This is a genomic window from Loktanella salsilacus (assembly GCF_024206795.1).
In the GTDB taxonomy this organism is placed as follows: Bacteria; Pseudomonadota; Alphaproteobacteria; order Rhodobacterales; family Rhodobacteraceae; genus Loktanella; species Loktanella salsilacus.
The window spans coordinates 1,707,910-1,728,554 of sequence record NZ_CP072994.1 but is presented as its reverse complement, the minus strand read 5'-3'; the positions used below and the strand labels follow the sequence as shown (position 1 = coordinate 1,728,554).

Sequence of the window (20,645 nt, the reverse complement as noted above, 5' to 3'; positions counted from 1 at the left end):
CGACATGGCAAGTTCGAAAAGCGCAGGCAAAGCTGCGGCGCATATGGGCGGCGTCGAAGATATGCGCAGCGCGGATCCTGCGACGCTAACCCCGTCGCAGGCGTCCGAGGAATTGTCACGACTGGCAGCTTCGCTAGAGCAGGCGAATGTGGCCTATCATACCGACGACGCGCCGGTCATCAGCGACGCTGACTATGACGCGCTGCGCCGGCGGAATGCGGCAATCGAAGAGGCATTTCCTGCGTTGAAACGCGCAGATTCGCCAAGCGAGCAGGTCGGTGCACCGCTTGCCGACGGCTTTGGCAAAATTGCGCATGCGCAGCGCATGATGTCTTTGGCGAATGCGTTTACGGACGCGGATGTCGACGACTTTGATGCGGGGATTCGGCGGTATCTGGGTCTGCCTAGCGATGCGCCGTTGGCCTATACGGCGGAACCCAAAATCGATGGTCTGTCGCTGTCGCTGCGGTATGAGGGTGGCATCCTGCAACAGGCCGCCACCCGCGGCGATGGCGCAATCGGCGAAAATGTGACGGCGAACGCAAAAACGATCGCCTCTATTCCGCACAGGCTCACCGGCGCGCCTGACATCCTCGAGGTGCGCGGAGAGGTTTACATGCGCCACGATGATTTCGCGGCTTTGAATGCGCGGCAGGAACAGGCTGGGGCAAAGGCCTTTGCCAATCCGCGCAACGCCGCTGCGGGATCGCTGCGGCAACTCGACCCCGGCATCACCGCCGCCCGCACATTGCATTTCTTCGCCTATGCTTGGGGCGAAATTTCCACCCCTTTGGCTGAAACGCAAAGCGGCGCAATTGAACGGCTCGGCGCTTTGGGCTTTGACGTGAACCCGCTCACGCAGCTGTGCGAGAACCCGGCGCAGATGATGGCGCATTACAACCAGATCGCGGCTGATCGCGCATCGCTGGGCTATGACATCGACGGCGTTGTTTATAAATTGGACGATTTGGCGCTGCAACGGCGGCTTGGTTTCCGCTCTACCACGCCGCGGTGGGCCATCGCGCATAAATTTCCGGCGGAACTGGCTTGGACGCAGCTTGATGGGATCGACATTCAGGTCGGCCGCACGGGGGCATTATCGCCTGTCGCGCGGCTTGTCCCGGTGACTGTTGGCGGTGTGGTCGTGTCCAACGCGACCCTGCATAACGAAGACTACATCGCAGGCCGCGCTGGTGACGGCACGGCGATCCGGGGTGGGCGCGATATCCGCGTGGGCGACTGGGTCGAAGTCTACCGCGCGGGCGACGTCATCCCCAAGATCCGCGATATTGACCTTGCGCGCCGGCCTACGGACGCCGTGCCGTTTGCCTTTCCGACGGTTTGTCCAGAGTGTGGATCGGACGCCGTGCGCGAAGATGGCGATTCCGTGCGCCGCTGCACCGGCGGCTTGATTTGTCCCGCGCAAGCCGTTGAAAAATTGCGCCATTTTGTGGGTCGGGCTGCTTTCGATATTGAAGGTCTTGGCGCGAAACAGGTCGAGTATTTCTTTGCCGATCCCAGCCTGCCGATCCGCGAGCCTGCGGATATCTTTACGCTGCAGGCGCGGGATAAGGCGCAGCTTACCAAACTCTCCAACCGCGATGGCTTTGGCGACACCAGCGCCCGTAATCTGTTCCAAGCGATCGACGAAAAACGCGATATCCCCTTGAATCGCCTCATCTTTGCGCTTGGCGTTCGCCACGTCGGCGAAGTCGCCGCTGCCGACCTCGCCCAGCATTTCAGCACGTGGGAGGCATTGGTGGCGAGCATTGATGCCGCCCGTCCAGCGGCGCGCGCGCATCTGGACGCTGACGCGGCCGAGGTAGCAGAGCGGGCCGCCGCTGCGGATGCGGGCCGCCGCGCGCGTATTAAGCCAGTGCGCGATTTGGCATGGCAAGGTACTGATCCGGAAGCAAAATCCGCTTGGGATGCGCTGATCGGGATCGAAGGAATAGGTGCCTCTGTCGCGGTGTCGCTTGTGACGACGTTTCAGCAAGAGGCCGAGCGCGCGTCGATCGATCGCCTTGTCGCCGAGTTGCGCGTGCAGCCAGTCGCCCCGCGTGCGGCGTCGGACAGCCCAGTCGCGGGCAAAACTGTCGTCTTTACCGGCACGCTCGAGAAAATGACCCGCGCCGAAGCCAAAGCCCGCGCCGAGGCGCTGGGAGCCAAGGTTGCAGGCTCTGTCAGCGCCAAAACGGACCTGCTGATCGCGGGGCCGGGGGCGGGGGCAAAGGCGACAAAGGCGGCGGATCTGGGGGTCGAGGTGATCAATGAGGACGACTGGCTCGCCCTGATCGGTGACGCATGACCGGCCGGCCAGAGGTTCTGTTTCCGCTGTTTGGCGCGCTGACCGCGCTAAAAGGGGTGGGCGATAAAACCGCGCAATTACTGGAACATATGGCCATCACCCGGCCCCGCGACATGTTGTTTACCTTGCCGCAGGGCGGTATTGACCGGCAGGTTCGCGCCAGCATCCGCGACGTCGTGCCGCCCTGCACGGTGACCGTCGCCGTGACCATCGGTGCGCATCATGTCCCGGCCAGCAAGAACCGGCCATACCGCGTGACCGTGACCGATAGTGAAACGAGTTTTCAGCTCGTGTTTTTTCACGCCCGCGGTGATTTCCTGCAAAGGCTGCTGCCAGAGGGCGAGCGGCGCATCATCTCTGGCCGGATCGAATTGTTTGACGGGGTCGGCCAGATGGCGCACCCCGACCATGTCGTGACAGAGGATGCGGCGGCGGATATTCCCGCGTTCGAGCCGGTTTATCCGCTGACCGCTGGGGTGACGCAAAAGTTGATGTACCGGGCCACGCGCGGCGCGCTGGAAATGGCACCGCCGCTGGCGGAGTGGATCGACGGCCCTTTGCTGACGCGCGAAGGGTGGCCCGATTGGAAGGCTGCCCTGCAAGCCGCCCATGCGCCGCAAAGCACAAGCGATCTGTCAGCGCTTGCCGTGGCGCGGGTACGCCTGGCCTATGACGAGCTTTTCGCGCATCAACTGACCCTTGCCCTGGCGCGCCAGCAGATGCGGCGCAAACCGGGACGGGCAACGGTCGGGACCGGCGTGTTGCAAGACCGTGTGCTGGGGGCGCTGCCCTATAAACCGACTGCGGCGCAAAGTCGGTCTGTTGCCGAAATCTCTGCCGATTTAGCGGCCCCGCACCGGATGAACCGTTTGCTGCAAGGCGATGTCGGGTCCGGTAAAACTCTTGTTGCCTTGATGGCGCTGCTGATCGCGGTTGAGGGCGGCGGGCAGGGCGTGATGATGGCCCCGACCGAGATTTTGGCGCGGCAACACCTCGAAGGCTTGCAGCCTTTGGCCGCCTTGGCTGGCGTCCGGCTTGAGATTTTGACAGGCCGCGACAAGGGTAAAGAGCGCGCGGCAAAGCTGGCGGCGCTGGCCTCTGGCGAGATACAAATCCTTGTTGGCACCCATGCGGTGTTTCAAAAAGACGTGCATTTTCATGATCTTCGCTTGGCTGTTGTGGACGAACAGCACCGCTTTGGCGTGGCGCAGCGGATGGAGCTTGGGGCCAAGGGGCAGGCCGTCGATGTGCTGGTGATGACCGCGACGCCGATCCCGCGCTCGCTCAGCCTTGCGCAGTTCGGAGAGATGGACCTGTCGGTCTTGGACGAAAAGCCGCCCGGCCGCACCCCCGTCACCACAGCGCTGGTCAGCACCGACCGCGTGGACGAGGTGATTGCAAAACTGCGCGGCGCGATTGCCGAAGGGCGGCAGGCCTATTGGGTTTGCCCCCTGGTCGAGGAATCCGAAACCATCGACATGACCGCTGCCGATCAGCGGTTCAAATCCCTGCGTGCCGCCTTTGGTGAAGGCGTCGTCGGGCTGGTCCACGGCCAGATGCCGCCTGCGGAAAAAGACAGCGCTATGGCGCTTTTCGCAGCGGGTGAAACCAAGGTTCTGGTCGCCACTACGGTGATCGAAGTCGGGGTGAACGTGCCCAATGCCTCGATCATGGTGATCGAGCGGGCCGAGAGTTTTGGCCTTGCGCAGTTGCACCAGCTGCGCGGACGGGTCGGGCGCGGATCGGCGGCCTCTACCTGTTTGCTTCTGTATCAAGCGCCCATGAGCGAGACAGCGCAGCGGCGGCTTGCGATCCTGCGCGAGACCGAGGACGGATTTCGCATCGCAGAAGAGGATCTGGCAATTCGCGGGGCCGGCGACATGATTGGCACAGCGCAATCAGGCCTGCCGCGGTTTCGAATCGCCGATCTGGAACGGCAGGCCGCACTGATGGAAGTCGCGCAATCCGACGCCCGCGCCTTGCTTGCGATGGATCCTGCACTGGAAAGCCCGCGCGGCAAGGCGGCGCGCGTTCTGCTTTGGCTGATGGAACAGGATCGTGCGATCCGTTTAATTTCAGTCGGTTAGAACAGGTCGGAACATTTTGTTCACAAATGTTCTCAAAAAGTTCTTTACAGGCGGTTAATGAAATGGAACAAAGAGGCAACACCACAGCAACCAAAGGAGAGACCCCATGGCCAAGGACATCAAGACCGCGATCCACCGCAGCCGCGATACCATCCTGGCCGACGCAATCGGGGTCGCCGCACTGGTTGTTATGCTGTTTGCCGGATTGTCACTGCCTGCGATGATCTGATCTGTTTGCGCCCCGGCGGCGTTGCGTTTTGCCTGTCCCACACGTCAGACGCTGACTGCCTGTCCTAAGAATGATCAAGGGTTGCCTGCCCCGATCACCGCCGCTGGGATGCATCACTTACCGCCGCCACCTTCCCGGGTGAGCGGCGGTTTTTTTATGCAGGGTCGATTTTAGGCCGGATCAGGCGGTTGCGGTCGCATCGTCCAGTGCGGCAAGGGTGGCGTCAAAGGCCAGCATGATCGACGCATGGCGGTTCTTATAATCGCGCGCAGGCTCTAACACAGCAAGCCCGTCAAAGGGGGCAGTCGGGGCAGGGCCATTGGCGGTCAGCATCGCATGCAACTGATCGCGGCCTGTTTGCACAGCGGTCCGGTCAAGGCCCACAATCGCATCGCCCACGACAGAGGCCGCAGCCTGACCCAGCGCGCAGGCCTTCACGTCTTGGCCGAACGCAGCGATGCGGCCGTCCGCAAGCGTCACATCGACGGTCACCGTTGACCCGCACAGCGGCGAGCGTTTGCGCGCGGTGCCATCCGGCGCATCAAGGCGGGCGGTGTGGGGGATCTGCGAGGCCAGCGCCAAAATGCGCGTGGAATACAGTTTAATCATGTCGGTCTCGGCGCTCACCGGTTTGCCCTTTCACTGGTTGGTCCATAGATAGGGCGCAACAGTTGTTTTGGAAAGGTGACACCCATGTCCTTCGACCCCGCCAGCCTGCGGTTTAACGACGCCGGCTTGATTCCCGTGATCGCGCAGGACGCGCAGTCGGGCGAAGTCTTGATGCTGGCCTGGATGAACGCCGAGGCGATCACGCGCACGCTGGAGACAGGCGATGTGACCTATTGGTCCCGTTCCCGGGCTGAATTCTGGGTCAAGGGCGCGACATCCGGCAATGTGCAAAAGCTGATGGAGTTCCGTTTGGACTGCGACCGCGACTGTTTGTTGGTCGAAGTCGATCAAACCGGGCCTGCCTGTCACACCGGGCGGCGGTCTTGTTTCTATACCAAGGTCGAGGGCGGCGAAGAGGTTGTGACCGACGCGCCGATGGAGAGCTAAGATCGCCTGCAGCGGGCGCGTCTTTAGGAAAAACCGAGGATCAGGCGGATCGCGGGCAGTTTGCCATGCGGCGGGCGGGGTATGAGTTTATTTCGCCAGATGAAGGGGGAGCCCGACCATCTGGCGAATATCAGCGGGCGTCGCGCCGCCCTCCCGATAAGTGGCGATGGCGCGGGCGTCGTCGCGTTTGGCAAGGCGTTTGCCGGCATCGTCGCGGATCAGGCGGTGGTGGTGGTAGGTGGGCGTTGGCAGCTGCAGCAGATGTTGCAGCAGAACGTGGATTGGCGTCGCCTCGCGCAGGTCTGCGCCGCGCACGACGTCGGTGATGTGCTGGGCCGCGTCGTCGATCACGACAGACAGGTGATAGGATGTGCCCATATCCCGCCGAGACAGGACGACGTCGCCGATGTTGTCCGTCATGTGCCGATTGCCTGCGCCATAGAATGTTTCAGTATCAACGGCTTGCAGGGCTTTGTTCATGTCGAGGCGGAGTGCGGTATCCAGTGGGCGCGGGCCAGTGCGGGACTGAACGCGGCAGGTGCCGGGATAGATGATCCCGTCGGGGCCCATGGCCGCGCCTTCCTGCGGGGCGCTGGCGGCGGCGAGGATATCGCGGCGGTTGCAGGTGCAGGGATAGAGCAAGCCGCGGGCCCAAAGCGTGTCGAGGGCGGCGGCGTAGGCGGGCAATCGGTCCGACTGGCGCATCACCGGCGTGGGCCATGTGAGGCCAAGCCAGGCAAGGTCATCGTATATCTGCGATTCCCATTCCGGGCGGGCGCGGGATTGGTCAATGTCTTCGATCCGCAGCAGGAACGTGCCGCCCGCCGCCCGTGCCATGTCATGCGCAAAAAGCGCGGAATAGGCGTGGCCCAAATGCAGCGGGCCAGTGGGCGACGGGGCGAAGCGCGTGATCAAGCGGGGACGGTTTCCGTTTGGGCCAGCCAAGCGGTCCAGTCTTCTTTCGCGCGGTCGGTATAGGCTTTGTAGCGTTCTTTGCGGCCGCGGCGCCCGCCTTTGATGCCGGTGCCTTCGAGCGGGGGAAACAGACCGAAGTTCACGTTCATCGGTTGGAAGGTTTTCGCATCCGCGCCGCCGGTGATATGCGTGACAAGCGCGCCCATTGCCGTGGTGTTCGGCACGGGCGGCAGATCGATGCCATGCGCCTGTGCGATCGCAAGCCGGGCGGCGAGCAGGCCCATGGCGGCACTTTCAACGTAGCCTTCGACGCCGGTGATTTGGCCGGCAAAGCGGATGTTGGGTTGGGATTTCAGCCGCATCTGTCCGTCCAGAAGCGTCGGAGAGTTGATAAATGTGTTCCGGTGAATACCGCCAAGGCGCGCAAACTCCGCGTCCTGCAGGGCAGGAATCGTTTTGAAAACAGCCTTTTGCGCGCCGTACTTCATCTTGGTCTGGAAGCCGACGATATTGTACAGCGTCCCCAGCGCGTTGTCGCGGCGCAGCTGCACCACGGCATAAGCCTTGGTTTCCGGATCGTGCGCGTTTGTCAGGCCAACGGGCTTCATTGGGCCAAAGCGCAGCGTCTCGCGCCCGCGTTCCGCCATGACTTCGATCGGCAGGCAGCCGTCAAAATAACCTGCGGTCTCGCCCTCTTTGAACTCTGTCTTTTCCGCAGCCAGCAGGGCGTCGATAAAGGCCTCGTACTGGTCCTTGGTCATCGGGCAGTTCAGGTAAGCGGTGCGCTCGTCCTCGGTCTCTCCCTTATCATAACGGGACTGCATCCAAGCGACGTCCATATCGACAGTCTCGGCGTAGACGATGGGCGCGATGGCGTCGAAAAACGCAAGCTGGTCGGCGCCGGTTTTGGCGCGGATCGCCTCTGCCAAGGTGCCAGAGGTCAGCGGGCCGGTCGCGATGATCCACTGGCCCTCATCGGGCAGCTCTGTGATTTCTTCGTAGGATACTGTGATGTTCGGATGCGCCTTGAGCGCGGCGGTCACGCTGACGGCAAAGGGATCGCGGTCCACGGCCAATGCGCCGCCTGCGGGCAGGCGGTGCTGCGCTGCGGTCTGCATGATCAGACCGTTCGCCTGACGCATTTCCCAATGCAGCAGGCCAACCGCATTTTGTTCGTGATCGTCAGAGCGGAAGGAATTGGAGCAAACCATTTCCCCCAAATCGCCCGTGCGATGGGCAAAGGTCGCAACCTTGGGCCGCATTTCGTGAATGGTAACCGTAAGGCCCGCGTTCGCGGCCTGCCAGGCTGCCTCTGATCCGGCCATGCCGCCGCCGACGATGTGCAAATGATGTGTCATGCCCGCGATGTAGGACACCGCGGGCTGATTTGCAAAGGGTCAGAAGCGCGGCAGTGATTCAAACGCAGAACGGGTGCCGAATGTTGTGCCGCGTGCGGCGCCAAAGGACACGCTGGCACCAATGCCGATAAAGGTTGAAGTGTCCGTGTTCAGCGCACTTTCTTCACGGGTGGATCCGATTTTGGCGTAGAATTCCGGCCCTTGCTGCATCGCGTATTTCGCGCCGATGCTGACTTGGCTGTTGGTCACGTCGTTGTTGGTCAGCAGATCCAAGCCACCGATCGCCGAGATCCCGCGCGCAAAGGCGTATTCGCCGTCGACGCCCAGCACGGTAAAGGTATCATCACCGTCCAAACGGCCGATATAACCGCCGATATCGCCGCCCATGAAATCGGTGCCAGCTTCGATGCCGATGGTGCTGTTCGTGTAGGTCGCGCCGTCGTCACCTTCTATGCCGTCAGAGGCCGAGAATAGGCCAAAGGACGCGATGTTGCTCATGTGATATGTCAGGTGAAGGGTCGCGTTTGCCGCCGTCGTGTTGATGTTTTCCAGCTTGTAAGCGGACAGGTTCAGCGCGACGCTAAAGTTACGTGCAAAGCCATATTCGACGCCGCCGGTATAGGTCGTGCCGCCGAAATCGCTGCCATCGGTGGGCGCGTTGTATTCGATCCCAAGATCACCGCCAGTGAAGCCTTGGGCGAATGCGGAAAGGGGAAGAGTCGCCAAAAGAATGGCGACGGGAACTGCGCGGTTAATCATGTCTCTGCCTCGTTGTTTTTTGGATGAGGCTTTTTGCCTCTTAGGCGCAAAAATACGGGGAATGTCTGATTTGTGCAAGTTCGGTCATGCCGGGCGGATGTGCCCGGCATGATCTGTGGCGCAAAGGCGTCAGAAGCCAGTGAGCGTGTGGGCGGAATCCCGCGCGCCGAAGGTCGCGCCGCGTTCTGCACCAAAGGTGTAGGTCGCGCCGATATTGGCATAGGTCACGTCGTCGGACTCGCCGGCCAGATCAAGGCTCAGGCGGCCAAGTTCTGCGGACAGGCCGATGTTATTGCCCAGATCGGCGGAAACACCTGCGCCGATACGGTCAAAGGACACAGCGTCGGTGAAGTGAATTTGGTCATAACGACCCATCACGGTGAACATCTCGTTCACGTCATAGCCAACCTGAACGCCAGCTTGGTTCAGCTCGAAATCACCAATGATTGCGCCGTCTGCGGCAAAGTCGGTCCCAGCAAAGGCGTCGCCCAGATCGATTGCGGAAATACCGAAGTAACCTTCGACTTTCAGCTGTGCAGCCTCGTATCCGCCTTCAACACCGTAGTATTTCAGATCGTCCCCGTCAGAGGATTCCTGACCGTAGTACATGCCAAAAGAGGCAAATTCATTCGCGTGATAAATGGCGTGGCCAGTGAACGCGATGGTGTCGCTGCTGAGCAGGCCCAGATCGGTGTCGGTGTAGCTTAGGTCGCCCTGAAGCGCGAAAACCCGGTCAAAACCGATTTCACCGCTGGCGGACAGATTGTAGCCCGAGGCATCGTAATCGCTGTCGGTCAATCCGCCGTAGGTGGCTGTCACGTCGCCGCCAGTCAGGGATTGGGAGGCTGCCGCAGTCGCCGCAACACAAAAGCCAGCAGATAACATAGCCTTGAAAATATTAGTCATTCTAACCCTCAATAAAAGGGCGACTCGTGGTTGGTCGCCCTCTACCTTGGGTAGAGCGGGCCATCCGGAAGGTGAATTGTGTGCGTTAACTTTTTGTTAACAATTCACCTTCCGTGGCACCTAGGTCACGCTTCGGGCTCACCCGCTTCTGGATCGGTCTCTGGCTGTTCGGCGATCCAAGCGACACTGACGACTTCTTCGCCCTTGGCGGTGTCAAACACCTTCACGCCGCCCGCCCCGCGAGAGCGGAAGCTGATGCCGTCGATGGGCACGCGGATCGATTGACCGGTCGAGGTGACCAGCATGATCTGGTCGGACAGATCGACAGGGAAGGACGACACCAGTGGGCCGCCGCGCATCGCCTTGTCCATCGCCGTGACGCCCATGCCGCCGCGTCCGCGCACAGGATAATCGTGGCTAGAGCTGAGCTTACCGGAGCCTTTTGATGTGATCGTCAGGATCAGGTTTTCAGCCGCAGACATTTCCGCGTAGCGTTCCTGGCTGATCGCGCCGGGTGTCACGTCGTCCTCGTCGTCGGACACCTCAGCGTCGTCGGCAAGGCCCGCCATTGCGCGGCGCATTTTCAAATATGCAGCACGTTCAGAGGCTTCCGCCTCGAAGTGGCGGATAATCGACATGGAGACGACCTTGTCGTCGCCGTTCAAACGAATGCCGCGCACACCGACAGAGCCGCGCGAGTTGAACACCCGCACGTCGGTCGCAGGGAAGCGGATGGCACGGCCAGAGTTCGTGACCAGCATAACGTCATCATCGTTTGACGCGATGCGGGCATTGATCAGCGTGTTGTCGGCCTGATCGTCCTCGAACTTCATCGCGATCTTGCCGGCGCGGTTCACATTGGTAAAGTCAGACAGCTTGTTGCGGCGCACAGTGCCCTTGGAGGTGGCAAAGACCACCTGCAGATCGTCCCACTCGGCCTCGTCCCGGTCGACAGGCATGATCGCCGCGATAGAGATGCCGGGCACGATGGGCAGGATGTTGACGATGGCCTTGCCTTTGGCGGTGCGGCTGCCGAGTGGCAACTGCCAGCACTTCAGCTTGTAAGCCATTCCGTCTGTTGTGAAAAACAGCAGCTGGGTATGGGTGTTGGCGACGAAAAGGGTCGTGACGACGTCCTCTTCCTTCGTGGCCATCGACGACAGGCCTTTGCCGCCGCGCCGCTGCTGGCGGAAGTCGGTCAGCGCGGTGCGCTTGATGTAGCCGCCAGAGGTGACGGTGACGACCATCTCTTCGCGCTCGATCAGGTCCTCGTCGTCCATGTCGGCGGCCCAGTCGACGATTTCGGACCGGCGCGGCACGGCGAACTGGGTTTTCACCTCGTTCAGCTCGTCGCGGATGATCTGCATGATGCGGTCGCGAGAGCCGAGGATTTCAAGGTAGTCGCGGATTTTCGTGGCCAGATCTTTCAGCTCGTCGGTGACTTCTTTCACACCGATCTGCGTCAGGCGCTGCAAACGCAGTTCAAGGATCGCGCGGGCTTGCGCCTCTGACAGGTTGTAGGTGCCATCGTCGTTCGCCGTGTGGGTCGGATCGTCGATCAGGGCGATGTATTCCAAAATGTCCTGCGCCGGCCATTTACGCGTCATCAAAGCCTCGCGCGCTTCGCTCGCGTCAGAGGATTTCCGAATAGTGGCAACGATTTCGTCGATGTTCGTCACAGCCACGGCCAGACCGCACAGGATGTGGGACCGTTCCCGCGCCTTGCGCAATTCGAACGCGGTGCGACGGGCGACAACGTCTTCGCGGAAGTCGATAAAGCAGGACAGGAACCGCACCAGCGTCAGCGTTTCCGGGCGGCCGCCGTTCAGCGCCAGCATGTTGCAGGCAAAGTTTGTCTGCATTGGGGTAAAGCGGAACAATTGGTTCAGCACGACTTCTGCGGTGGCGTCGCGCTTCAGCTCCACCACGACGCGCACGCCGTTCCGGTCGGATTCGTCCTGCACGTGGGCGATGCCTTCGATCCGCTTTTCGCGGGCGGCCTCGGCAATGCGGTCGATCATTGACGATTTATTAACTTGATAGGGGACATCGTCGATGACGATGGCCCAGCGGTCCTTGCGGATTTCCTCGGTATGGGTGCGGGCGCGCATGATGACGCTGCCGCGACCCTCTAGGTACGCTTTGCGCGCGCCAGACCGGCCAAGGATGACGCCGCCGGTGGGAAAGTCCGGGGCGGGGATGTATTCGATCAGCTCTTCACTGGTCATGTCGGGGTTGTCGATCAGCGCGAGGGTCGCGTCGATGACTTCGCCCAGGTTATGCGGCGGGATGTTGGTCGCCATGCCGACAGCGATACCGCCAGCGCCGTTGACCAGCATGTTGGGATATTTCGCAGGCAAAACCGTCGGTTCGCGGTCTTTGCCGTCGTAGTTGAACTGAAAATCGACCGTATCTTTGTCGATATCGTCCAGCAGATAGTTCGCAACCTTCTGCATCCGCACTTCGGTATAACGATAGGCCGCGGCCTTGTCGCCATCCATGGAGCCAAAGTTGCCCTGACCGTCGAGCAGTACCAGCGACATCGAGAAATTCTGCGCCATCCGCACCAGTGCGTCATAGATCGCGCTGTCGCCGTGCGGGTGGTATTTACCCATCGTCTCGGCCACGGGGCGCGAGGATTTGCGGTAGGGTTTGTCGTAGGTGTTATTGGTGTCGTGCATTGCGTAAAGAATGCGGCGGTGCACCGGTTTCAGACCGTCACGCAGGTCTGGAATAGCGCGGCTGACGATGACGGACATGGCATAGTCAAGATATGCTGTCTTCAGCTCATGCTCGATCGTGACCTGCGGCCCGTCATACGTCCACTTTGGAGTGGCGTTTTCATCATCGTTTTCAGGAGTTTCCGGGGTATCGTTCACGTGAATGCCTTATCCGATGGGACGTCTATATTTTGATCAGTTGATCTTAGCAGATACCTGATCTGGTGCGCAACGCCTAGCAGGGCGAAACGCAGGATCTGAGCGCTGCTGGGGGCGATTTTTTGCGTGAAAACCAGATTTGGGGGGCCAGCCCCCCAAGCCCCCCGCGGTATTTTTGACCAGAAGAAAAGGACCGTCAGGCGTGGCTGCGCGTTGGCCGATCAAAGACGCGGCGGCCAAGCAGGGAAGCGGTCAAATCCACCATCAGCGAGGCGGTTTTGCCGCGATCATCGAGGAAGGGGTTGAGTTCCACCAGATCGAGCGAGGTCACAAGGCCGCTGTCGCAGAGCATTTCCATGACCAGATGGCCTTCGCGCACGGTGGCACCGCCGGGGACAGTGGTGCCGACGGCGGGCGCGACAGAAGGGTCGAGGAAGTCCACATCAAGGCTGACGTGCAGCATCCCGTCCACGGCGGCCACGCGGTCAAGGAAGGCGGCCAGCGGCGTGCGGATGCCGCTTTCGTCGATCACGCGCATATCGACGACGTCGACGTTGATATCCAGCAGGGCTGCGTGTTCGGCGCTGTCGACTGAGCGCAGGCCGATCATGCAGATGTTGGCCGGATCGACGCGGGCGGGCAGGGCGGGGAAGGCCTCGAACCCGTCGCGGCCGATGACGTAGCCGACGGGCGTGCCGTGCAGGTTGCCGCTGTCGGTGGTATTGGGTGTGTGGATGTCGCTATGCGCGTCAAGCCAGAGGGCAAAGAACGGGCGGCCTGTTGTTTGGGCGTGGGCGGCCATGCCGGCTACAGTGCCTAAGGCCAGCGCGTGATCGCCGCCAAGAAAGATCGGCAAGCCGCGCGGTGCGGCCTGCTGTGCGGCGGCCATCAGGGTTTGCGTCCAGCCGACGTTTTCGGCCAGTGCGTAGACCTTGTCATTGGCGTGGGGCGCGACTTCCACTGCGGCGGGGGCGAGGTTGCCAAGGTCTTCGACCGTGTGCCCAAGGGCGGTGATCGCCTCTGCCAGGCCAGCGGTGCGGTAGGCGTCCGGGCCCATCAGGCAGCCGCGGCGGCGTTTGCCGCAATCGACGGGGGCCCCAATCAGGATGCAATGAGTCTGTGTCATGGTGATACCTTTCAGGTGCGGGCCGGTTCAGGTGCGGGCGCGTGCGGCGGCGATCCAGATCAGTACCAGCGCGGCAGACAGCAGGGCGTTCCACCCGGCCATAGAGATCGTAAACAGCTCCCAGCTGACCTGATCGCACATGATCAGGCGCGGGCCTTCGGTGGACAGCAAATCGCCAGCCAAGCCGCCGCCACCGCCGCCCGTGCAGGACGTGGGGCCGGGCCACCAGCCTTTTTCGACGCCTGCGTGAAAGAAGCCGATGCCGCTGGTGATGGCTGCGGCCACTGCGCCAAGCCATGGCCAGATGCGGTGCGGCACGGTGAGTGCAAGAACGCCGATCAGGGCCGCGGCGGCATGGGGCCAGCGCTGCCAGAGGCACATCTCGCACGGCAGGTAGCCGAAGAATTGAAAGACGAAAGCGCCGGCCAACAATAAGGCAGAGCCGCCAGCGGCGATCAGGATCAGCGTGTTACGCATTAAAGCACCTTTAAGACAGCGAAGCCGCCAACGAGCAGCACCATGAACACGGTAAAGACGAGGCCCAAGCGGCGCTCGATGAAGTCTTGGATCGGCTGGCCGAATTTCCACAGCAAGGCGGCAACAAGAAAGAACCGAAAGGCGCGGGCGATGATAGACGCCACGATGAACACCGGCAGCGATAGGCCCGTGACGCCAGAGGCGATGGTGATGACCTTGAACGGGAAGGGCGTGATGCCTGCGATCAGCACGGCCCATGCGCCCCAGTCATTATACTTGACCGCGAAAGCGTCGAAATATTCGCCCTTGCCGTAGAAATCGAGCACGGGCTGGCCAATCGTGTCGAACAGCGCCGCGCCAATGTAATAGCCCAGCAATGCGCCCAGCACCGAAGCCACCGTCGCGATACCCGCGATCAGGAATGCGCGGGACGGGCGGGCGATAATCATCGGGATCATCAGCACGTCTGGCGGGATCGGAAAGACGCTGCTTTCAATAAAACTAACGATAGCCAGTGCCCGCAGGGCGTGGCGAGAGCGAGACAGGGACATCGTCCAGTCGTAAAGGCGGCGGATCATGATGGCATCCTGTTGGTTTCAGGCGCGGTTAGGCCATGGAACCGGCGCGAAGGTCAAGTCGTCGGCGCGCAAAGCAGGCCTTGCGCATTGCAGCGACGCGATGTCGCACTATTGTTACCGCCAAGTGGCGAAAGGCCAAGGTTTAGAAGGGGTTTGTGATGAAGTGGCAAGGACGGCGGGTCAGCCGCAATATTGAGCGGCGCAGCGGCGGTGGCGGCGGGCGCGCGATTGGTGGCATCGGTGGGATCGGCGGTGTGTTGATCTTGTTGCTGGGCTGGTATTTCGGCGTCGACGTGTCGGGCATCGTCGGCAGCACGGGCGGCAGCAGCACGCAGCAGGTCGATACCGGCCAGATCACCGAAGCCGATCCCGAGGTCGAGCAGTTCGTCGGTGTTGTGCTTGCGGATACCGAAGACGTCTGGGCCGCCATTTTTAATGCGCAGGTTGATGGTGCCTATGTGCCGCCAAAGCTGGTGCTGTTCGACGGGATCACCCGTTCTGCCTGCGGCAATGCCAGCGCGCAGACCGGTCCGTTCTATTGCCCGTCCGATCAGGACGTTTATCTGGACACCGCGTTTTTCCGCACCATGCAGCAGCAGCTGGGCGCGGGCGGTGATTTTGCTGCGGCCTATGTTATTGCCCACGAGGTCGGCCACCACGTGCAGGACGAGCTGGGAATCTTGGGCCAGACCAACAGCATGCGTGCCCGCATGAGCGAGGCAGATTCAAACGCATTGTCGGTGCGGATTGAATTGCAGGCTGACTGCTATGCCGGGATTTGGGCGCAGGGCACGCAGGCAATGAACGGCACGTTGGAACCTGGCGATATTGACGAGGCGATGAATGCGGCTGCCCGGATTGGCGACGATGCCTTGCAGCGCAACGCCGGCCAGGCCGTCAGCCCCGACAACTTTACCCACGGCACCAGCGCGCAGCGCCAGCGGTGGTTTATGCGCGGATATCAGAGCGGTAACATGACCGACTGTGATACGTTTTCAGCGACGCAACTTTAATCAAAAATTACGCGCGGGCCCGATTGACGCGGGCCCGCGCCTTGGATACGTCAGCGTCACTGGCCGGTGTGGCGGAATGGTAGACGCAGGGGATTCAAAATCCCCCGATTGCAAGATCTTGTCGGTTCGAGTCCGACCACCGGTACCAAAAATCTCTGACATATTCGCCCCTTGGGGGCCAAGCGTGCCCTTTACGGGGCACTGTTCGATTCTGGGTGCAGGATGGCTATTGTGTATTGTTGTAAGACAATCAGGTGACTGTCGCGCGCTTGTTGCTGGGATCGCAACAAAGGTGGCGGTAACCATCTTAGATCTGCCACAATTTCCAGCATCAACCTTAAGTGGTTATTGCGTTTCCAAAAATTTCGCCTTGCATGCAGCAATGCAGGGCCCGGAAACCGAACTATACGAAAGAATAGTCAAGTTTTATTAAGAATTAAGCGTATCGCACAGATCGCCACTTGGCCGCACTGTTTTCGTAGATGAAACAATGTCGCGCCTTTCGAGGTATAATTCGTTTCGTATACGACCGTTTGAGGTGCATTTACGCGCGTTTTGTTGCTGGATGACACATTTTCTCCTTTTTTGGCCTCGTAAGGCAGAGTAATGCTTTAGGTGCCCAACTGGGGGGCAAAACCGGTCGATTGGGGCGGCCGGGCCGACATTTATAAGTGTCAGCGAATTTTGGTGTCTGCGGCAAAGGGTTCTTCCCATGCTAAAGATTTTAGTTGCCGCGCATAAGTGCGGTGAGGATTTTGGCACGTAATCCGTCCGGGGTTACGGCCGTCGAGCATGTGAAGACGCGCTGAGCGTCGTTAAGTGGAGATTTAAGATGACGAGTGTCACAACCGTAAATCTGATTTATTTAGGCAATTACGCCGACGTCGATCTGAACGAATGCGACTACAATGCCGAGATGGCGAGCAAGCTTATTGGCGTGTCCAAGGGTGCGGATGATTTGTCGCTGGTGAAGGCCACGCTGACGGACCCGCAGCATGACGGCGTCATTTCTGACAACGAATGCGGTTACGACACGGTTGCGTACAACACCGGCAGTGGCTCTGTCACGAACAAGACCGACAGCACCATGACGGCCAAGCTGAATGTCACGCTGACTGATGGATCTGTCGTTCAGATTGAAGCTGTGATGATCCAGCAGACCAACGGCGACCTTTTTGTCACCGACCTGCTGAACCAAGGCACGCTGGATAACCTGTCGATCGCCAACATCGAAGTGGCCCAGATCACGGGTGCGAATTATTCCGGTTGGTATTCCAACCAGTCCGTCGACAACACGACCTTTGCAAATGTTGTGTCGCTTGATGGCACCGTCGAAGGTACTGCTGGGAACGACGTGATCGGTTCCAACTACACGGGCGACCCCGAGGGCGACCGCATCGACAACAACGATGCCATCGCGTCCGGCGCGCAGCCCAATGACGATCTGGTCTACGGCTACGGCGGCAACGACACCATCTACGCTGGCGCGGGCAATGATGTTGCCTTTGGCGGCACCGGTAACGACCGGATTGATGGCGGTACTGGCGATGACACGCTGCACGGCGATTCTGGCTGCGACGTGATCACAGGCGCAGACGGCAACGACACCATTTATGGCGGCGCTGATGCGGATGCTGTTTACGGCAACGCAGGTAACGACGCGGTTTATGGCGGCTCTGGCGATGACTATGTCTACGGCGGCTCCGGCGATGACAAGGTTTATGGCGGTACTGGCGACGATAAAGTCTATGGCGGCTCCGGCGACGACAAGATCTATGGCGACGACGGCAACGACAAGATCGAAGGCGGCGTGGGCAACGACTACATCGAAGGCGGCGCAGGCAACGATTCTATCGACGGCGGCGCTGGCAACGACGTGATCTATGGCGACAGCGCTGATGGCTCTAACGGGCCGACCTATGTGCGTGAAAGCTTTGAGTGGTCCAAGGCGGCCGATCCAAGCGGCGACGGCACGGCCATCGACGACGGCGACAACCTGAAGGGCGGCTTTAGCCAAGACACAGGCAACGTCACCGTGACGTTCAGCCAGTCCGCCGCGAATGAATATCCCGCGACGACGTTTGAGACAGAGGCCGAAAACGTCTCCGGCATCAATTCCGGCACTGAAACGGTGAACACCCACAGCTCGCTCGACTCTGTCTTGGACAAAGACGGCGAGAAGGTGACGTACAACCTTGGCTTCTCTGATGACGTTCAGAACATCAGCTTCCGTATCAACGACATCGACTACGCCTCCAAAGTGCAGGTCTATGCCTATGACATGGACGGCAACCGCGTTGCGGTCGATATCTCGGCTGGCAGCAACGTCACCGTGCAGGATCTGGACGGCGTCGGAGGCACGGAAACGCTGCTGGCCAGTGGCGGCGGCGGCAGCACTGAGACTGACGGCAACTATTCCGCGCTGGTCAACATCGCGGGCCCGATTTCCCGGATCGAGATCGTGCACACCAAGGTGCAATCGCTGAGCCCGGGCAACAACGCTGGTATCAACGTCACCGACGTCTTCTTTGACGCACCGGTCGAAGGCTCTGGTGTGACGGGTGGCAACGACATCCTGAACGGCGGCCTTGGCGACGACATCATCTATGGCGAAGGTGGCACCGACTCTCTGTATGGCGGCGCTGGCAACGACGCGCTGTATGGCGGCGCGGGCGCTGACAAAGTCTATGGCGGCGATGATCGCGACACCATCTATGGCGGCGCAGGCGACAGCGTCGACGGCGGCGCAGGCGGCGATGATTACGACGTCCTCGTGTTGAACGATGGCGAGATCTACATCACCACTGGCCCAGATGGCACCGGCTCTCCTGTGTTGGACGCGGACGGCAACAGCTTCTCTGGTCGCGTGGTCTTCACCGACGCGAATGGCGTGCCGACTGGCGAATACATCGACTACACCGAGATCGAAGAAATCCGTGGCGGCACCCCGCTGCGTGATGGCACCGTGTTCGGCACCGAAGGCAACGACACCATGGGCGTCGGCTATGCCGATCCGTCCGATGGCGACTTGATCGACGGCAATGACGCGATCCTGGCTGGCGATACCGGCAATGACGACCTGATCTACGGTCTGGGCGGCAACGACACCATCAATGCCGGCGAAGGCAATGATGAAGTCTATGGCGGCATCGGCAACGACTCGATCACGGGCGGCAACGGCGCTGACACGGTTTACGGCGATGCTGGCAACGACATCGTCCGCGGCGGTAACGGCAACGACACCGTTTACGGCGGCGATGGCGACGATACCGGCTTTGGCGGTGACGGCGATGATTTGGTCTATGGCGGCGCTGGCAACGATCAGCTGAACGGCAACGCTGGCAACGACACCATCTATGGCGGCGCAGGCAACGATACCGTGTCCGGTCAAACGGGCGACGACGTGCTGTACGGCGATGCCGGCAACGACATCATCAACGGCGACGCCGGCAATGATGTAGCCTACGGCGGCGACGGTGACGACTATATCGACACCGCAAACCACGTCGATCCGGGCTTTGACAATCCGTATCCCGGCCTGACCGGCGATGCGAACACCCAGAACGATCTGGACACCGTCTTTGGCGGCGCTGGCAACGACACGATCATCACCGGCGACGATGCCGATGTGATCTATGGCGGCACCGGAAATGACCGGATCGATGCGGGCATCGACAACGACTACGTCGAAGGCGGCGAGGGCGATGATACGATCATCGGCGGCGAAGGCGTGGACACCATTTATGGCGACGCTGGCGACGACCTGATCTATGGCGGTCTGGCCAACGACACGCTGGACATCGTGGACCACGATGCAAACGGCAACCCGGTTGATCTGCTGCCAGACAACAACAAAGACACCATCTATGGTGGCGACGGCAACGACACGATCTTTGGCCGTGACGATGACGACACCATCTATGGCGACGCTGGCAACGACACGATCTTTGGCGGCATCGACGACGACGTGATCTTTGGCGGCGACGGCAATGATGTCCTTAGCGGCGATCAGGGCAACGACGTGATCAGCGGCGACGCTGGCAACGACGTGATCTCTGGCGGCATCGGTCTGGACACCATCTACGGCGGCGACGGCGACGACACGATCGCGTCGGGTGCGGATGCTGACGCTGTGTTCGGCGGCCTTGGCAGCGACCGGTTCACCGATGTGTCCTCTGGCGATGTGATCACCGGCGGTGAAGACCCCGATGGCACTGACGTCGATACGTTCAACTTTGATCAGGAAACTCTGGACAAGATCGACCGTATCGAGCGCAACGGCGGCGCTGGCGACAGCGAAGAGCTGCGGGAATCCGGCACCATCTACTTCAAAGATGGCACCACGGCGTCCTTTAGCCAGATCGAGGCACCGTGCTTTACGCCCGGCACCACGATCGCCACGCCAAAAGGCGAGCGTCTGGTCGAAGACCTGCGCGCTGGTGACAAGATCATTACCCGCGACAACGGCATTCAGGAAATTGCTTGGGTCGGCTCGAAAGAGATGACCGGCAAGGAACTGGCCGCCAAGCCGCACATGAAGCCGATCTTGGTGAAAGCCGGATCGCTGGGTCATGGTCTGCCAGAGCGTGACATGCTGCTGTCGCCCAACCACCGCGTTCTGGTGGCAAGCGAGAAGACGCAGCTGTACTTTGAAGAGCGTGAAGTGCTGGCAGCCGCCAAGCACATGACCGGCGCACAGGGCATCCATACTCTGGACGTGATGCGGACGACCTACATCCACTTCATGTTCGAGCGCCACGAAGTCGTGTTGTCGAACGGCGCTTGGACCGAAAGCTTCCACCCCGGCGATTATTCGCTGAACGGTCTGGGCAATAGCCAGCGGAACGAGATTTTCGAATTGTTCCCGGATCTGGCGACAACAGCAGGCGTAGAAGGCTATCAGGCGGCGCGTAAGTCCCTGAAGAAGCACGAAGCGCGTCTGTTGATGAAGTAA

Annotated in this window: 15 protein-coding genes and 1 tRNA gene; 7 read left to right on the top strand and 9 right to left on the bottom strand. The window is 60.7% G+C overall.

Annotation, left to right across the window (positions count from 1 at the left end):
* Positions 1-61 precede the first annotated feature (61 nt).
* The 3 genes from ligA (at position 62) to KBW81_RS18755 (ending at position 4,624) form a co-directional block, all read left to right on the top strand.
* Positions 62-2,308, top strand: coding sequence for an NAD-dependent DNA ligase LigA (gene ligA, locus KBW81_RS08440; protein WP_254249024.1), 2,247 nt, complete (start codon positions 62-64; stop codon positions 2,306-2,308).
* Positions 2,305-4,395 carry an ATP-dependent DNA helicase RecG gene (recG, locus tag KBW81_RS08435; RefSeq protein WP_254246871.1) on the top strand — a complete coding sequence of 697 codons (2,091 nt, stop codon included), beginning with the start codon at positions 2,305-2,307 and terminating at the stop codon, positions 4,393-4,395. The genes ligA and recG overlap by 4 nt, the downstream gene beginning before the upstream one ends.
* A gap of 106 nt (positions 4,396-4,501) precedes the next feature.
* Positions 4,502-4,624, top strand: coding sequence for a hypothetical protein (locus tag KBW81_RS18755; RefSeq protein ID WP_281245352.1), 123 nt, complete (start codon positions 4,502-4,504; stop codon positions 4,622-4,624).
* Between the two features lie 180 nt (positions 4,625-4,804).
* Here KBW81_RS18755 and KBW81_RS08430 read toward each other — a convergent pair whose 3' ends face one another.
* Positions 4,805-5,251: an iron-sulfur cluster assembly scaffold protein gene (locus KBW81_RS08430; protein WP_254246870.1), complete on the bottom strand. Its 447-nt coding sequence runs from the start codon at positions 5,249-5,251 to the stop codon at positions 4,805-4,807.
* 66 nt (positions 5,252-5,317) lie between these two features.
* Between KBW81_RS08430 and hisI the strand changes: the two genes are divergently transcribed.
* Positions 5,318-5,680 (top strand): phosphoribosyl-AMP cyclohydrolase, encoded by a 363-nt coding sequence (hisI, locus tag KBW81_RS08425; RefSeq protein WP_254246869.1) that lies wholly within the window; start codon positions 5,318-5,320, stop codon positions 5,678-5,680.
* A gap of 87 nt (positions 5,681-5,767) precedes the next feature.
* Here the strand turns inward: hisI and gluQRS are convergent, their stop codons facing one another.
* From gluQRS to KBW81_RS08385, 8 genes are all read right to left on the bottom strand, one after another.
* Positions 5,768-6,595 carry a tRNA glutamyl-Q(34) synthetase GluQRS gene (gene gluQRS / locus KBW81_RS08420; RefSeq protein ID WP_254246868.1) on the bottom strand — a complete coding sequence of 276 codons (828 nt, stop codon included), beginning with the start codon at positions 6,593-6,595 and terminating at the stop codon, positions 5,768-5,770.
* Positions 6,592-7,953, bottom strand: a complete 1,362-nt coding sequence (trmFO, locus tag KBW81_RS08415) for a methylenetetrahydrofolate--tRNA-(uracil(54)-C(5))-methyltransferase (FADH(2)-oxidizing) TrmFO (protein WP_090191181.1) — start codon at positions 7,951-7,953, stop codon at positions 6,592-6,594. The genes gluQRS and trmFO overlap by 4 nt, the downstream gene beginning before the upstream one ends.
* A gap of 39 nt (positions 7,954-7,992) precedes the next feature.
* On the bottom strand, positions 7,993-8,712 hold the full coding sequence (locus KBW81_RS08410; protein ID WP_254246867.1) for a hypothetical protein: 720 nt from the start codon (positions 8,710-8,712) through the stop codon (positions 7,993-7,995).
* A 129-nt stretch (positions 8,713-8,841) separates the two neighbouring features.
* A complete protein-coding gene (locus KBW81_RS08405) occupies positions 8,842-9,618 on the bottom strand; it encodes a hypothetical protein (RefSeq protein WP_254246866.1) in 777 nt (258 codons plus the stop codon).
* Positions 9,619-9,743: 125 nt separating this feature from the next.
* Entirely contained in the window at positions 9,744-12,497 is a 2,754-nt protein-coding gene (gene gyrA, locus KBW81_RS08400; protein ID WP_254246865.1) for a DNA gyrase subunit A, read from the bottom strand.
* A gap of 196 nt (positions 12,498-12,693) precedes the next feature.
* Positions 12,694-13,623 (bottom strand): arginase, encoded by a 930-nt coding sequence (gene rocF, locus KBW81_RS08395; RefSeq protein WP_090191162.1) that lies wholly within the window; start codon positions 13,621-13,623, stop codon positions 12,694-12,696.
* 27 nt (positions 13,624-13,650) lie between these two features.
* Positions 13,651-14,100 (bottom strand): disulfide bond formation protein B, encoded by a 450-nt coding sequence (locus KBW81_RS08390; protein ID WP_254246864.1) that lies wholly within the window; start codon positions 14,098-14,100, stop codon positions 13,651-13,653.
* A complete protein-coding gene (locus KBW81_RS08385; protein ID WP_090191159.1) occupies positions 14,100-14,678 on the bottom strand; it encodes a YqaA family protein in 579 nt (192 codons plus the stop codon). Before KBW81_RS08385 ends, KBW81_RS08390 begins: the two co-directional genes overlap by 1 nt.
* Before the next feature lie 158 nt (positions 14,679-14,836).
* Here KBW81_RS08385 and ypfJ point away from each other — a divergent pair, with 158 nt between their 5' ends.
* The 3 genes from ypfJ (at position 14,837) to KBW81_RS08370 (ending at position 20,645) form a co-directional block, all read left to right on the top strand.
* Entirely contained in the window at positions 14,837-15,691 is an 855-nt protein-coding gene (ypfJ, locus tag KBW81_RS08380; RefSeq protein ID WP_090191158.1) for a KPN_02809 family neutral zinc metallopeptidase, read from the top strand.
* Between the two features lie 62 nt (positions 15,692-15,753).
* Positions 15,754-15,839: transfer RNA gene (locus tag KBW81_RS08375), tRNA-Leu, on the top strand.
* Between the two features lie 684 nt (positions 15,840-16,523).
* Positions 16,524-20,645: a Hint domain-containing protein gene (locus KBW81_RS08370; protein WP_254246863.1), complete on the top strand. Its 4,122-nt coding sequence runs from the start codon at positions 16,524-16,526 to the stop codon at positions 20,643-20,645.